The following is a 13692-nucleotide window of genomic DNA, read 5'->3' on the forward strand; positions in this document are numbered from 1 at the left end:
GAAATGTGAAGACGCACCCCCCCGTGTGACAAATTTTCTGGGAAACTACGGCGACGGCCTCGCGCCAGGGTGAGGCCACCCCGCCAGGCACCGGTCGTGCCCAAGTCGCAACAACGGCCGGTTTGGCCGATCCTGTCCGCGAGCGGACATCCGCGCCGACGCGTTTGCGCGTTCACGCGATCCGTTCGAGGCGCGGCCGCCGCCAATAAGGCAGGTAGCGCGCCGCGAACAGGGCGAAGGCGGTGACCCAGAGCAGGGCCGACAGAGCCAGCAGCGATAGGTGTGCACCCCCCATCAGGCTGGCCACAATGCGGGACAGGGCGGCGCCGTTGACCAGCAGATAGACACTGACCGTCGCCCGGTCGGCGGTCAGGGGGCGGCCGGTATGGCCCAGTGTCGCCCGGCTCATGACCGCCAGCATCATGGTGCCGATGGACCCGGCGGTCAGGGCGTGTATCGCCGTCGCCATGGGCACGGTGCTGGTCAGCAGGGTGCCGCCCAGCAGGGCCGCCCCCACCACCACCCACAGATAGCCCAGATGCAGGATGCTCAGCAGCGGTTCGGCCAGGGTGGTCCATCCCCGCCAACGGGCCAGGCGCGCCAGGTTGGCGGCGCTGGCCAGCAGCAACAGGCCACCGGTGAGGGCGGTGCCCGGCCCATGGCCGTTGGCCAGGAAGGCCCAGGCCAGCAGGCCGGTGTGCAGGCTGGCCAGCGCCAGTCGGTCGACCGGGCCGGGGCTGGCCGGGGGTAGGGCGGTGGCGCCCCGCTTCATCAGCCAGTTGCGGGTGAAGGCCGGGATGATGCGTCCGCCGATGGCGGAGATCAGGATGATGATGGCGGCCAGACCCAGGCGCCAGCCCAGGCCCTGGGGCACGGTGACACCTGCGCCCTCCGCGACCATCAGCCCATCGGCGATGGCCAGCACCAGCAGGGGTCCCGTCATCACCAGGTTGCGCCAGTTACGCGCGGCCATCACCTGGCGCGCGGCATAGGCGGCCAGCGCAAGGGGCAGACCGGCGTCCACCACCGCCACCAGGGCCAAGGGCAGTGTCGCCACCAAGCTGGTGAGCGCCAGCAGGCGTGCCGCCAGCCACAGGACGACCAGGGCGGCCAAGGGGGTGCCGCGCAGAGGGGGCCGGCCCGTCCAGTTGGGGATGGCGGTCAGGATGAAGCCGGCCACCCCCGCCATGACGAAGCCGAACAGCATCTCATGGATGTGCCAAGCCAGCGGATCCAGGGCACGGGGCCCGACAATGGCGCCGCTCAGAAGCGCCACCCACAGGCCCAGCGCGACGGCGGCCCACACCGCCGCCGCCAGGAAGAAAGGACGAAACCCCTCGGCCAGCAGCACGGGGCCGGCATAAGGACGGGGCGCGGTGGCCATGGCAAAACCCTCCGGACAAGAGCGCCGAACCCGGCGCGATCCTGCTCAGGATGGGCTTTCCACCGACGGCCATCGTTGTGCTGGCGCAAACCCTACACCGCCAAATGCCAGCGTCAGCGGGCTAGGACGCGACCGCGTCCGCCGCAGTGAGCACCGCCCAGTTGGTGTAAAGAGGCGCGCAGCGAGGATGGCAAGGCCACGGATGTGACCGCCCGCAGGGAACTACATAGTTGCTGGGACGCGCCCGCAGGGCAAACTTACAAAGGCCAGTCGCTGCCGGTGACGAACAGCTCGGCCAGGGCTTCGATGCCGGCCTGGTCCTGTGCGTCGAAACGGGCGGGGCTGGGGCTGTCCAGGTCGATGACGCCCAGCACCTGGCCATCCAGGATCAGCGGCACCACCAGTTCCGAGCGCGAGGCCGCGTCGCAGGCGATGTGACCAGGGAAGGCGTGCACATCCTCCACCAGTACGGACTGGCGCCGTTCCACGGCGGTGCCGCAGACGCCCCGGCCCACGGCGATGCGCACGCAGGCCGGCTTCCCCTGGAACGGCCCCAGCACCAGCTCCCGGGTGCCGCCCAGGTTGCCCTTGGCGGCGTTGCGCATGAAATAGAAGCCGGCCCAGTTCAGGTCGGGCAGGGTTGTGAACAGCAGCGCCGACAGGTTGGCGGCGTTGGCGATGGCGTCGCGCTCATCCGTCAACAGGCCGCTGAGGTCGGATTTCAGGTCGCTGTACAGCGTGGCCTTGTCGCGCGGGGTGTCGCTGGTGCGGGCTTGGAACATGGGAAGGCGTCCTCGGGGGCAAATGATGGCGCGGGTTCAATCCAGCCGCGCCAGCCAGGGGGTGAATATACGTGTCGCCTGGTCGGCGGCGCGGGCGGCCATCACAGCGCCGGCCGCGCGCAGCTCCGGCACCGACAGGCCAGCGGCCGACAGCTCTGCCGCGTGGCCCACATACCACAGGTTCAGGCGCGCCGGATCGGCCTCGATATGGAACTGCAGGGCCAGGGTGTTTGTGCCATGGCTGTAGGCCTGGTTGGGATAAAGGCTGTTGCCGGCCAGGCGGGTGGCGCCCTGCGGCAGGTCGAAGGTATCGCCGTGCCAATGCAGCACCCGGGCCCCCGGCTCCCCCAACGGCGCCAGGCAGGACGCGCGGCCCGCCTCGGTCAGTTCCAAGGCGCCCCAACCGATCTCCTTGGCGGGACCGGCATAGACGCGGGCTCCCAGGGCGCGGGCCATCAGCTGGGCGCCCAGGCAGATGCCCAGCACCGGCCGCCCGGCCGCCAGCCGCCGTTCCAGCAGGGCGATCTCCTGCGTCAGGAAGGGATGTTCCTTATCCTCATACACGCCGATGGGGCCGCCCAGCACCACCAGCAGGTCGGCATCGGCGATGGCCGGGTCGGCCAGATCATCCACCGGCGCCTCGCGATATCCGACATCCCAGCCACCGGCGGCCAGCACGGGCGCCAGCAGGCCCAGATCCTCAAACGCCACATGGCGCAACGCCACGGCTTTCCTGGTACGCGACATGGACGGAACCTCCGGTGCCGGAATGGAGGGTTCGTTATAGGGGGCGGGAAAGGGCGGCGGGTAGGTGATTTTGCTGCGGCTGGGGCAGCGCTTTTCTCGGCCATCTTCCCGCTCTGCTCTCAATGTAAAGGTTTACATGAAGGCCAATCAGCCCTATGAGTCGGCCAAGCCGCAGGAATGGGCGGCAATCCGATAAAGGGGGAGGGGGCATGAGGACGCGCCTGCTGGTGATGATGGCGTTGCAGACCGCCGTCTGGGGTGCCTGGGCGCCCAAGCTGTTCCCCTATATGACCATGCTGGGCTTCGGGCCCGGCCGGCAGGCGCTGGTGGGCAGCGCCTGGGGCATCGCCTCCGTTATCGGCATCTTCTTCTCCAACCAGTTCGCCGACCGCCGCTTTTCGGCGGAGCGTTTCCTGGCGGTCAGCCACCTGATCGGCGGGCTGTGCCTAGTCGGGGCGGGGTTCGCAACCGACTTCTGGCCCTTTTTCGCCTGCTTCCTGGGCTACAGCCTGGTCTATGTGCCCACCCTGTCGGTGGCCAACACCCTGGCCTTCGCCAACTTGGTGCAGCCGGCGCGGGAATTCGGGACGGTGCGCCTGGGCGGCACGCTGGGCTGGGTGCTGGCCAGTTGGCCCTTCGTCTTCCTGCTGGGCGCGCAGGCGACGGCGGCCCAGGTGCGCTGGATCTTCCTGGTCGCCGCCATCCTCTCCTTCGCCATGGCGGCCTATGCCCTGGCCCTACCGCACACCCCGCCGCAGCGGGAAGGGGGGCGGGAGGGGGCGGTCGACCGGCTGGCATGGCGCCGGGCCGTCGCCTGCCTGCGCCAGCCGGCGGTGGCCGTGCTGTTCCTGGTCACGCTGCTGGATGCCGTGGTCCACAACGGCTACTTCGTGATGTCGGATGCCTTCCTCACCAACCGCGTGGGCATCGCCGGAAACCTCAGCATGGTGGTGCTGAGCCTGGGCCAGGTGGCGGAGATGGCGACCATGGCCGTGCTGGGCTGGGTCCTGGCCCGCCTGGGTTGGCGGCTCACCATGATCATCGGTATCCTGGGGCATGCCGCCCGTTTCCTGGTCTTCGCCTTCCTGGCGGACAGCGTGCCCGCCATCGTGGCGGTGCAGTTGCTGCACGGCGTCTGCTACGCCTTCTTCTTCGCCACCGTGTACATCTTCGTCGACGACGCCTTCCCCAAGGATGTCCGGGTCAGCGCCCAGGGCCTGTTCAACCTGCTGATCCTGGGCGTCGGCAACGTCATCGCCAGCTTCGTCTTTCCCGCCCTGTCCAGCCGGTGGACGGTGGTGGTGGACACGGCCGCCGGGCCGCAGGCGGCGGTGGACTACCGCACCCTGTTCCTGGTGCCGACGGCCCTGGCTCTGGCCGGGGCCGTGCTGCTGGCGCTGTTCTTTCGGCCCGGCCAAGGGGTAGGCCACGGGGTGGGCCAGGGGGCGGAGCAGCCGGTCGAGGCCTGACCGTCGCTATTCCCGCCCTTCCTCCGCCACCGCGGCCAGCGCCGCCTGGTCGTGCAGGGTGATGCGGGACCGTCCCTGGGCGCGGCCGCTGGACAGCCAGCCCCGCTTTTCCCACGCCGCCAGGGTGCGGCTGGCGGTGTGCAGGGTGGTGCCGGACAGTTCCGCCAAATCCTTGCGGGTCAGGGGGAAGGCCAGTGCGGTGCCGGCGTCGGACGTCTTGCCGCTGGCCGCCAGGCGCAGCAGGGCGCGGGCCAGGCGTTGCTCCACCCGGCCGGTGGTGACCTCGCGCAGGCGGTCCTGCACCTCCATCAACCGGCGGCCGATGACCGTCACCAGGTTCAGGGCGATGGCCGGGTGGCGGGTGATCAGCTCGCGCAAGGACGCCTCGGTCCAGCGGATCTCCACGCTGTCGGCCACAGTTTCGGCGTCGGCCGGATAGAGGCGGTCGGTGAACAGCGGCACGCTGCCGAACATCTCGCCGGCGCCGATGAAGCGCAGCGCCACCTGGGCGCCGGCGGCATTGGTCTGGCTGATGCGCACCCCGCCGCTCAGCAGGGCGTGGCAGTGCTGGGCCGGGTCGCCCTGATGGAACAGCGGCGTATGGCGGGGCACAGTGCGGATGAGGGCCACGGCCATCACCTCCGCCAGGGCAGGCACCTCCAGGCCCCGGAACAGCTCCATTCCCGCCAGCGCCTGGGGTGGCCAGCCGGCGCTTTGGGCCGGGGCAGCGTGGGAGGCGGCGTGGGGAACGGTGGACGGCATGGGATGAAAGGATAGCCCGGCCGCTGGGAACGGTGAAGGGCGGGATCCGGTCCGGCGGATGCGCTTTCGGCGGGGGAGGGATGAGCGATGGGCCGTTGCGCCGCTTCCCTGTCCCCCGCACCTTAACCGCAACGCCGCGTAGCGAAAGACGCGCACCACACGGGAGACACGCAGGATGAACATCGGTGTCATGGGGGCCGGCGCGGTCGGCTGCTTCTTCGGCGGGCTGCTGGCCCGTGCCGGCCATGCCGTCACCCTGGTGGGCCGGCCGGCCCTGGTGGAGGCGGTGCGCGCCCATGGCCTGCGGCTGCAGATGAAGGATGGGTTCGACGGCCAAATCGTTATCGGCGCCGCCCCGGGGCCGGAGGCGCTGGCCGATGCCGACCTGGTGCTGTTCTGCGTGAAGTCCGCAGATACCGAGGCGACAGGGCGCGCCATGCTGCCTCATCTGAAGCCGGGTGCGGTGGTGCTGGCGATGCAGAACGGCGTCGACAACGCCGAACGGCTGGCCGCCGTGCTGGGCCGACCGGTGGTGCCGGTGGTGGTGTATGTCGCGACCGACATGGCGGGGCCGGCCCATGTGCGCCACCATGGCCGGGGCGACCTGATCCTGGGCACGGGGCCTGACAGCGGGCGGGTAGCCGAGTTGCTGCGGACGGCCAATATTCCGGCCACGGTATCAGCCGGCGTCACCGCCGCCCTGTGGGACAAGCTGATCATCAACTGCGCCTACAACGCCATGTCGGCGGTGGCGCAGGTGACCTACGGCACCATGGTGACCGTGCCCGAGGTGCGTGCCGTCATGGCCGACGTGGTGGCGGAGGCCGTGGCCGTGGCGCGCGCCCGCGACATTACCGTGGGCGACGACATCCTGGACCGGGTCATGGCCCTGGCCGCGGCCATGCCCAACCAATACTCCTCCACCGCCCAGGATCTGGCGCGGCGCAAGCGGAGCGAAATCGATTACCTGAACGGCCATATCGTGCGCCAGGGGGCGGGCCTGGGCATCCCCACGCCGGCCAACCGGGCGCTGCTGGCCCTGGTCAAGCTGCTGGAGGCCAAGGCCGCCCTGGCCGTCTAAAGCCGCACATGCAGGCCCCTGCGGTGCAGGGGCAGCAGCGTCAGCACCACCAGGCTCAGGATGCCCAGCGCACAGGCGAAGGATGCCAGGTAGGGGTCGGCGATGGCCGCCCCCGCCAGCCCATCGCCCCAGGCCTGCGGGGTCATGCGCCCTTGCGCGGTGACGATGAAGGGCACGCCGCCGACGGCGCTCAGACTCTGTGACAGGGTGAAGGCCAGGATTGCGTTGCCGCCCAGCACGCGGAAGGGGAAGCTCAGCGTCTGGGGCAGGGCCGCGGGCCCCTGATCGAGCAGCACCGACAGGACGACCAGGACAGCCAGGGAAAAGCCGCTGCTGAACAGGGCGAAGCTGCTGGTCCAGATGCGCTTGTTGATGACCAGCACGGGGTCCAGCGCCAAGCCCGCCATCATCAGCAGGACGGCGGCGACCAGCAGGTTCAGGCGGCTTTTGGATGCCTTCAGCGCCGTGCCGGCCAGCACGCCCACCAGCACGTTGACCGTGGCGGGCAGGGTGGACAGCAGGCCCTCGGGATCATAGACAACGGCGCCGGCCGCATCGGTGCCGTAAGGCCACAGATGGGGCACCGTGAAGACGCCGCGGTCGATCCAGGATGGCAGGTTGCCGCCGGGGTCCAGGTGCCCCGCGCCGATGCCGGGCACCGGCACCCAGGCCAGCACCGCCCAATAGCCCAGCAGGACCACCGCCATGGCGACCAGCAACGCCCGCCGGTTCACCGTGCTCCCGGCATCCGGATCCATCCTGTCGGTTGCGAGGCACAGCGTGGTGGCCAGGGTGTAGCACAGGGCGATGCGCTGCAGGATGCCGGGCAGGCGCAGATGCGGCAGGTCGAAATAGGGCAGGGCGTTCAGTACCAGGCCCAGGGCGATCAGGATCAGGGCGCGCCGCGCGATCTTAGCCCCCGCCGCCCGCTTGTCCCGCGCCAGCTTCCCGAAGGACAGGGCAATGGCCAGGCCCACGCTGAACAGGAAGGTGGGGAACACCATGTCCGCCAGGGTCCAGCCGTCCCAGGGCGCGTGCTTTAACGGCGCGTAGGCCTTGTTCCAGTCCCCCGGGCTGACCACCAGAATCATGCCGGCGACGGCCAGGCCGCGCAGCACGTCCAGCGAGGGCAGGCGGTTGGTCGCTGAGGCGTGTGCGCCGGATGGCGTGGCGGCGGCGATGGTCATGACGTTCCGGTTCTCCCCGATCTTTTATGGGGCGCACCATGACATATTCTGACAACGTTGTCATATGAGATTTCACCAAGGCCGGCGAGGCGATTTTCCTGCTTGACCTCAACTTATGTTGAGGTCTTAGCGTGCGGGGGCCTTTGAACGATCCGGTTGGAGCCAGCCCCCCCATGAACACCCATGCCCCCGTGTCCTCCTGCGCGGACGCCAGTCACCGCTATCGCATCGACAAGTTCACCGTGCCGGCGGCGGCGCGCGATGCCTTTATCGAGCGTATCCGCTTCATCGACGGCTTCCTGCATGATCAGCCCGGCTGCTTGCAGCATGGCCTGTATGAATGGCGGCTGGATGATGGCGACTACGGCGTCGTCACCTTGGTGCAGTGGGAAAGTGAGGAGGCCATGGCCGCCGCCAAGGCCCGTGCGGCTGAGGAGTACCGGCGCCAGGATTTCAACCCCGGCGCCTTCCTGGCCCAGTGGGGCATAAAGGCTGACATGGGCAGCTACATGCGCCTGGGCTGATCAGTGGATCAGGCTGTCGGTTTGGCGGCGATGCCGTTCACCAGGATGTCGATGACGCCATCCATCCAGGCGTCATCGGTGGGCACATGCAGCAGCAGCTGGTGGTAAATGGCGCCGAAGGTCAGGTCCAGGATGGTGTGCGGCGCCACGCTCGGGCGGATGGATCCGTCCTGGATGCCCCGTTCCAGCAGGGGCACCACCTCCGCCCGGCGGGGGGCCACCAGGTTCTCCTTGAACAGGCGCAGGGTTTCCGGGTCGCGCTGACATTCCGCCAGGATGCCGGCCATGATGGGACCGGTGCTGCCCCGCATGGCCCGCGCCACCGACTTCAGCAGCCGGCGAAACTCCGCCAGGGCGTTGTCGCCCTTGGGTTCCAGCGACAGCTCCTGATTCAGCATGTCCAGCGTCGCCTCCATGGCGATGGCGCCCCGGCTGGGCCACCAGCGATACAGCGTGCTGCGTGAGGCGCCTGCCCGGCTGGCCACCTTGTCCAGGGTCAGCCGCGCCAGACCCTCTTCCCGCAACAGCTCATAGGTCGCCTTCAGGATGGCGGCGTGGCTGGCGTCGCTGCGGGGGCGACCGACGGGGGCCATGGGGATTCTCCTCAGCAATATAGTCCGAGCTTCAAGCTCGCCTGGGCATCCACCTCACCATAGGCCCCATTCGGGGGCTGGGCGAGAGCAGTGAGACATTACGGCACAGCATGTCTCACATTCAAAGGTGGCGCTGCTCGTGAATTACGAAACGATCCAACTTGTATCGAAACTTGAACTCACCCCTTCTGGTGCCTCAGGAGATTTCCATGGTCGACATCACTGATACCGCCGCCGTCCCCGCTGTCGCTGGCGCCCGTGCCGGTGGCATCCTCAAGCGCATCCTGCTGGCCGGTGTCGGCATCGCCGCCCTGGCCGCCGCCGGCCACTATGGTTTGGACTATTGGCGCACCGGCCGGTTCTTGGTGGAGACGGACGACGCCTACGTCGATGCCGACGCCTCCACCATCGCGCCGCACGTTTCCGGCTACATCGCCAAGGTGCTGGTGGACGACAACCAGGTGGTCAAGGCGGGCCAGCCCTTGGCCGTCATCGATGACAAGGACCTGAGGACGGCGCTGGACCAGGCCCGGGCCGCCCGCCAGACGGCGGAGGCCAAGGTGGCCAACATCCAGGCGCAGATCACCCTGCAACAGGCCCTCATCGACCAGGCCGCCGCCCGCCGGATGTCGGCCAAGGCGGCGGCCACCTTCGCCGGCCAGGACAGCGACCGCTTCAACCAGCTGGTCACCACCGGCGCCGGCAGCGCGCAGAAGGCGCAGCAGGCGACCTCCGTGCGCCAACAGGCGGATGCCGACCTCAGCACGGCCGAGGCTGGCCTGGTCGCCGCCCGCCAGCAGGTGGAGGTGCTGAAGACCCAGAAAGTCACGGCGGAGACGGAGGTGGACCAGGCGCGCGCCGCGGAGCACCAGGCCGAACTGAACCTGGGCTACGCCACCATCACCGCCCCGGTGGATGGCGTGGTGGGCGCCCGCTCCGTCCGCGTCGGCCGCTATGTCCAGGCGGGCACGCAGCTGATGGCGGTGGTGCCGCTGCAGCAGGTCTATGTTGTCGCCAACCTCAAGGAAACCCAGCTGACCGACGTGAAGCCGGGCCAGCCGGTGGACATCGCCGTCGACACCTATCCCGGCGTCGTCGTCCATGGCCGGGTGGACAGCATTTCCCCCGCCAGCGGGCTGAAGTTTGCGCTGCTGCCAGCGGACAACGCCACCGGCAACTTCACCAAGATCGTCCAGCGCGTGCCGGTGAAGATCACGCTGGATGCCTACGCCGCCGCCGGCAAGGGCGCGGTGCAGCTGCGCCCCGGCATGTCCGTGGAACCCACCATCAACACGAAGGACGCGGACTGACAGCCCGTCCCGGCTCAACCCGCCGCTTCCAGGAGTGAGGGTCATGGTAAACGCAGTATCACAGGCGGCACCCGCCGGCGCTGAAGCGCCCACCAGCTTCAAGACCTGGTTCGCGGTGGTGGGGTCGATGATCGGCGCCTTCATGGCGGTGCTGAACATCCAGATCACCAACGCCTCCCTGCCCGACATCCAGGGCGCCATCGGCGCCGGCATCGACGACGGCGGCTGGATCTCCACCTCCTACCTGGTGGCGGAGATCGTGGTCATCCCGCTGACCGGTTTCCTGGTGCCGGTGTTCTCGCTGCGCCGCTACCTGCTGACCAACACGGCCCTGTTCCTGGTGCTGTCGGTGGCCTGCGCCTTCGCCGGCAACCTGCAGCAGATGATCCTGCTGCGCGCCCTGCAGGGCTTCTTCGGCGGCGTGCTTATTCCGCTGGCCTTCACCATCACCCTGACCATGCTGCCCCGGTCGAAGCAGCCCATCGGCCTTGCGCTGTTCGCCCTATCGGCCACCTTCGCGCCCGCCATCGGCCCCACCATCGGCGGCTACCTGACCCAGACCTACGGCTGGCAGTACATCTTCTACGTCAACGTCGTGCCCGGCGCCGTCATGCTGGCCGCTCTGTTCCCCACCCTGCCGGCGGCGCCCATGAAGCTGTCGCTGCTGAAGAGGGGGGATTGGCCCGGCATCGCCACCCTGGCCATCGGCCTGGCCGCCCTGCAGACGGTGCTGGAGGAAGGCAACAAGGACGACTGGTTCGGCTCCCCCTTCATCGTGAAGCTGTCGGTGGTGGCGGTGCTGTCGCTGGGCGCCTTCCTGTGGATCGAGCTGACGGTGGCCAACCCGCTGCTGAACCTGCGCCTGCTGACCCGGCGCAATTTCGGCCTGGGCAGCGTCAGCAACATTATCCTGGGCATGGCGCTCTATGGTTCGGTCTTCCTGCTGCCCAGTTACCTGTCGCAGATGCAGGGCTACAACTCGGAACAGGTGGGCGAGGTGCTGGCCTGGACCGGCTTTCCCCAGTTGCTCATCATCCCCTTCGTGCCCTTCCTGATGAAGAAGGTCGATGCCCGTATCCTGGTGGGCGTGGGCTTCCTCCTCTTCGCCGCCAGCTGCTTCCTGAACATCCATTTGTCCAAGGACTACGCCGCCGACCAACTGGTCCTGCCCAACGTGGTCCGCGCCGTGGGCCAGTCCTTGGTGATGACGCCCCTGTCGGCGCTGGCCACCGGTGGCATCGAGCGTGAGAGCGCCGGCTCCGCCTCCGCCCTGTTCAACATGATGCGCAACCTGGGCGGCTCGGTCGGCATCGCCGGCCTGCAGACCATCCTGACCAAGCGGGAACAGTTCCACTCCACCGTCATCACCACCCATGTGACGGGCTTCAGCGAGGCGACGGCTGACCGCATCCAGCAGCTGCAGGAACGCTTCCTCTCGGTGGGCGGCGTCGACCCCGACCTCGCCTGGAACCAGGCGGTGCAGGCCATCGGCAAGTCGGTGAAGCTGCAGTCCTTCCTGCTGGCCTACGGCGACGCCTTCTACCTCATGGGTGGTGCCCTGGTGCTGGCCCTGCTGGCCGCCCTGATGATGAAAAAGACCAGCGGCGGCGGGGCGGGGGCGCATTGAGGCCCGTTAAAGAGAGGCGCCCCATCCGGCTTGGGTGGGAGCGCAATTGTATCCAGGCGTGATGTCGCCTATGATATCTCCATGTTGAAGGTGGTACTGGATACCGATGTGATGGTTGCGGCCTTGCAGAGCGATGCGGGGGCGTCTCGGGCGTTGCTGCTGGCGGCGCTGGATCGGTCATACCAGTTACTTTTGTCGACAACCTTGATGATTGAATACGAAGCGGTGCTGACCAGGTCATCGACTCTGACGCAGGCGCGCCTTACGACCGGAGCCGTCTACCACCTGTTGGATGAACTGGCGGGTTTGTGTGTGCCGGTTGGGCTCGATTATCGCTGGCGGCCTGCGGCTCAAGATCCGGATGATGACTTGGTCCTGGAAACGGCTGTCAACGGTGTGGCGGACTACATCGCCACTTTCAATTTGAAGCACCTGGCCGCCCCCGCCGCCCAATTTGGGGTTCCCTGCCTGCGACCCGCTGACGTCTTACGGAGGATTCGGGAATGACCACCTTCCCCTTGCGTTTGCCCGACGACTTGAAAGCCGCCGCCGCCGCACAGGCTGAGCGCGCGGGAGTGAGTTTGAATCAGTTCATCGCGGTCGCCGTGGCTGGGCGGGTTGGCGCTCAAACAGACGCCGAGCGATACTTCGCCGCCCGCGCCGCCCGCGCGATTCCGGGGCGTGCCCGACAAATCCTGGCTGAGGCTGGGGTGGGGAATCCACCTCGGGATGACGACAGGCTGGATGAAGAGCCCGAGGGCCGATAAGGGACCGGGGCGATGCCTCCCCTTCATGGGGCGCTTTTGCTTTTAGATCAGGCGTCCAGCCAATCCTCGCAGCGCAGCCCGTCCACGCGCCGGAACTCCCCCAGATTGCCCGTCACGACCACCAGGCCCCGGCTGCGTGCATGACCGGCGATCATCAGGTCATAAGGCCCAATCAGGCATTCTCGACGTTCCAGGTCCGCGCGGATGTCGCCATAGTGGGATGCCGCATCGTCATCGAAGGGCAGCACCTCCAGGCGGGCGATCAGGCGCTCAACCTTGTCCCGGTTTTGCGTTGGCTGCGTGGAGTTGGCCGCCCCGTGGAACAACTCCGCCAAGGTGATGGTCGAGATGCAGAGGCCGCCGGGGCCGGCGGCGTTGAATCTTGCGCGCGCCGCCGGTGGCCTGTCCCGCAGCACCCGGATACAGACGTTGGTATCCAACATGTAGCGCAACATCAAAGCTCTTCCCGGGCCTGATGCTCGGGTTGGTCTCGGTCAGGGAAATCCGCAGCGGGCTCATCGAAGAAGTCGTCCCAAAGGCCGTCAGCCGGTACGATGATGCGCTTCTTGCCTTCCCGGATAATGACCACCTCCCGCACGTCCGCCGGGAAGGAGACGTCTTTGGGCAGGCGAACGGCCTGGCTGCGATTGGATTGGAAAAGAGTGGTGCGGACCGCCATGGCATGCCTCCGTTCCGGGATATCCACAGCGTATATCCCGGAGTGGATATGTCAATGGGATATACGTTTGCCCCATCAGCGGCTCGCGTCATCGGACTCGCCTTTGCCGTCCAGCTCGCGCGGGGCCGCCAGGGTCATGTCAAGGCCGCCGTTGACCGTCCGAACCGTGCCGGTGCGACCGCTGGAGGCGATGCCGCGTAGCGCCGCCGCCCCGCCCGCCTGTTGGTATGATGGGTCTGTTCAAATCTTGGCGGCGGCCGGCACGGCGCGGAAGCTGATGGCCATGCGGTTGTAGGCGTTCATCAGGCCGATGGCGATGGTCAGGTCAGCCAGCTCCTTATCACTGAACCGCGCGCGGGCGGCCTGAAACTCCGCGTCCGGCACGGTGGTCTCGGCCACCCGGGTCACCGTCTCCGCCCAGCGCAGGGCCGCCTGCTCCTGCTCCGTGAACAGGGCGCCCGCCTCATGCCAGGCCGGGACCAGCACCAGCTTTTCCACGTCCAGCCCGCCCTTCAGCAGGTCGCGGGAATGCATGTCTATGCAGTAGGCGCAACCGTTGATCTGCGAGACGCGCAGGTAGACCAGGTTCACCAGCTGGGCGGGCAGGCCACTCTGGGTGATGTAGCCATAGACGCCGCCCAAGGCTTTCATGCCGGCGGGGGAGGCGTTGGCGTAGTCGAGACGCAGGGTCATGATCCGTTTCCTTATGTCTGTCTGTTGGGTCGGGTGGCGGGGGCCGTTGACAGGAAGATGCACCCGGCATGGATCAGGAAACAGGAC

General features: G+C 67.9%; 16 protein-coding genes. 7 read left to right on the top strand and 9 right to left on the bottom strand.

Annotated elements, in window-relative coordinates:
• Positions 1–172: 172 nt before the first annotated feature.
• The 3 genes from Y958_RS28580 to Y958_RS28590 all read right to left on the bottom strand — a co-directional run bounded on the left by Y958_RS28580 (position 173) and on the right by Y958_RS28590 (position 2913).
• Positions 173–1384: an NnrS family protein gene (locus tag Y958_RS28580; RefSeq protein WP_088875336.1), complete on the bottom strand. Its 1212-nt coding sequence runs from the start codon at positions 1382–1384 to the stop codon at positions 173–175.
• 257 nt (positions 1385–1641) lie between these two features.
• Positions 1642–2166 carry a GAF domain-containing protein gene (locus Y958_RS28585; RefSeq protein WP_040849237.1) on the bottom strand — a complete coding sequence of 175 codons (525 nt, stop codon included), beginning with the start codon at positions 2164–2166 and terminating at the stop codon, positions 1642–1644.
• A gap of 36 nt (positions 2167–2202) precedes the next feature.
• Complete coding sequence (locus Y958_RS28590) at positions 2203–2913, bottom strand: glutamine amidotransferase (protein ID WP_088875337.1); 711 nt, start codon at positions 2911–2913, stop codon at positions 2203–2205.
• 209 nt (positions 2914–3122) lie between these two features.
• On the opposite strand from Y958_RS28590, the gene Y958_RS28595 reads away from it, so the two are divergent.
• Positions 3123–4382 carry an MFS transporter gene (locus Y958_RS28595; RefSeq protein WP_088875338.1) on the top strand — a complete coding sequence of 420 codons (1260 nt, stop codon included), beginning with the start codon at positions 3123–3125 and terminating at the stop codon, positions 4380–4382.
• Between the two features lie 6 nt (positions 4383–4388).
• Here the strand turns inward: Y958_RS28595 and Y958_RS28600 are convergent, their stop codons facing one another.
• Positions 4389–5144 (bottom strand): Crp/Fnr family transcriptional regulator, encoded by a 756-nt coding sequence (locus Y958_RS28600; protein ID WP_244909736.1) that lies wholly within the window; start codon positions 5142–5144, stop codon positions 4389–4391.
• Positions 5145–5319: 175 nt separating this feature from the next.
• Here Y958_RS28600 and Y958_RS28605 point away from each other — a divergent pair, with 175 nt between their 5' ends.
• The gene (locus tag Y958_RS28605; protein ID WP_088875340.1) at positions 5320–6225 is read left to right on the top strand and encodes a ketopantoate reductase family protein; all 906 of its coding nucleotides are present in this window, start codon (positions 5320–5322) and stop codon (positions 6223–6225) included.
• Here the strand turns inward: Y958_RS28605 and Y958_RS28610 are convergent.
• A complete protein-coding gene (locus tag Y958_RS28610; RefSeq protein WP_088875341.1) occupies positions 6222–7412 on the bottom strand; it encodes an acyltransferase family protein in 1191 nt (396 codons plus the stop codon). The genes Y958_RS28605 and Y958_RS28610 overlap by 4 nt on opposite strands.
• Positions 7413–7585: 173 nt before the next feature.
• Here Y958_RS28610 and Y958_RS28615 point away from each other — a divergent pair, with 173 nt between their 5' ends.
• Positions 7586–7936 carry an antibiotic biosynthesis monooxygenase gene (locus tag Y958_RS28615; RefSeq protein ID WP_088875342.1) on the top strand — a complete coding sequence of 117 codons (351 nt, stop codon included), beginning with the start codon at positions 7586–7588 and terminating at the stop codon, positions 7934–7936.
• Positions 7937–7944: 8 nt separating this feature from the next.
• Here the strand turns inward: Y958_RS28615 and Y958_RS28620 are convergent, their stop codons facing one another.
• Entirely contained in the window at positions 7945–8529 is a 585-nt protein-coding gene (locus Y958_RS28620) for a TetR/AcrR family transcriptional regulator (RefSeq protein ID WP_088875343.1), read from the bottom strand.
• Positions 8530–8738: 209 nt separating this feature from the next.
• On the opposite strand from Y958_RS28620, the gene Y958_RS28625 reads away from it, so the two are divergent.
• The 4 genes from Y958_RS28625 to Y958_RS28640 all read left to right on the top strand — a co-directional run bounded on the left by Y958_RS28625 (position 8739) and on the right by Y958_RS28640 (position 12233).
• On the top strand, positions 8739–9839 hold the full coding sequence (locus tag Y958_RS28625; RefSeq protein WP_088875344.1) for an HlyD family secretion protein: 1101 nt from the start codon (positions 8739–8741) through the stop codon (positions 9837–9839).
• A 43-nt stretch (positions 9840–9882) separates the two neighbouring features.
• Positions 9883–11466: an MDR family MFS transporter gene (locus tag Y958_RS28630; protein ID WP_186291655.1), complete on the top strand. Its 1584-nt coding sequence runs from the start codon at positions 9883–9885 to the stop codon at positions 11464–11466.
• An 81-nt stretch (positions 11467–11547) separates the two neighbouring features.
• Positions 11548–11973, top strand: a complete 426-nt coding sequence (locus tag Y958_RS28635; protein WP_244909737.1) for a putative toxin-antitoxin system toxin component, PIN family — start codon at positions 11548–11550, stop codon at positions 11971–11973.
• On the top strand, positions 11970–12233 hold the full coding sequence (locus Y958_RS28640; protein ID WP_088875346.1) for a toxin-antitoxin system HicB family antitoxin: 264 nt from the start codon (positions 11970–11972) through the stop codon (positions 12231–12233). Before Y958_RS28635 ends, Y958_RS28640 begins: the two co-directional genes overlap by 4 nt.
• Before the next feature lie 47 nt (positions 12234–12280).
• On the opposite strand, the gene vapC is transcribed toward Y958_RS28640, so the two are convergent.
• The 3 genes from vapC to Y958_RS28655 all read right to left on the bottom strand — a co-directional run bounded on the left by vapC (position 12281) and on the right by Y958_RS28655 (position 13605).
• The gene (gene vapC, locus Y958_RS28645) at positions 12281–12688 is read right to left on the bottom strand and encodes a type II toxin-antitoxin system tRNA(fMet)-specific endonuclease VapC (protein ID WP_088875347.1); all 408 of its coding nucleotides are present in this window, start codon (positions 12686–12688) and stop codon (positions 12281–12283) included.
• Positions 12688–12912: a type II toxin-antitoxin system VapB family antitoxin gene (vapB, locus tag Y958_RS28650; RefSeq protein ID WP_040849228.1), complete on the bottom strand. Its 225-nt coding sequence runs from the start codon at positions 12910–12912 to the stop codon at positions 12688–12690. Before vapB ends, vapC begins: the two co-directional genes overlap by 1 nt.
• A 240-nt stretch (positions 12913–13152) precedes the next feature.
• The gene (locus tag Y958_RS28655; RefSeq protein ID WP_088875348.1) at positions 13153–13605 is read right to left on the bottom strand and encodes a carboxymuconolactone decarboxylase family protein; all 453 of its coding nucleotides are present in this window, start codon (positions 13603–13605) and stop codon (positions 13153–13155) included.
• Between the last annotated feature and the right edge of the window lie 87 nt (positions 13606–13692).

This window comes from Nitrospirillum viridazoti CBAmc, assembly GCF_000730165.1.
GTDB classification, from domain to species: Bacteria; Pseudomonadota; Alphaproteobacteria; order Azospirillales; family Azospirillaceae; genus Nitrospirillum; species Nitrospirillum viridazoti.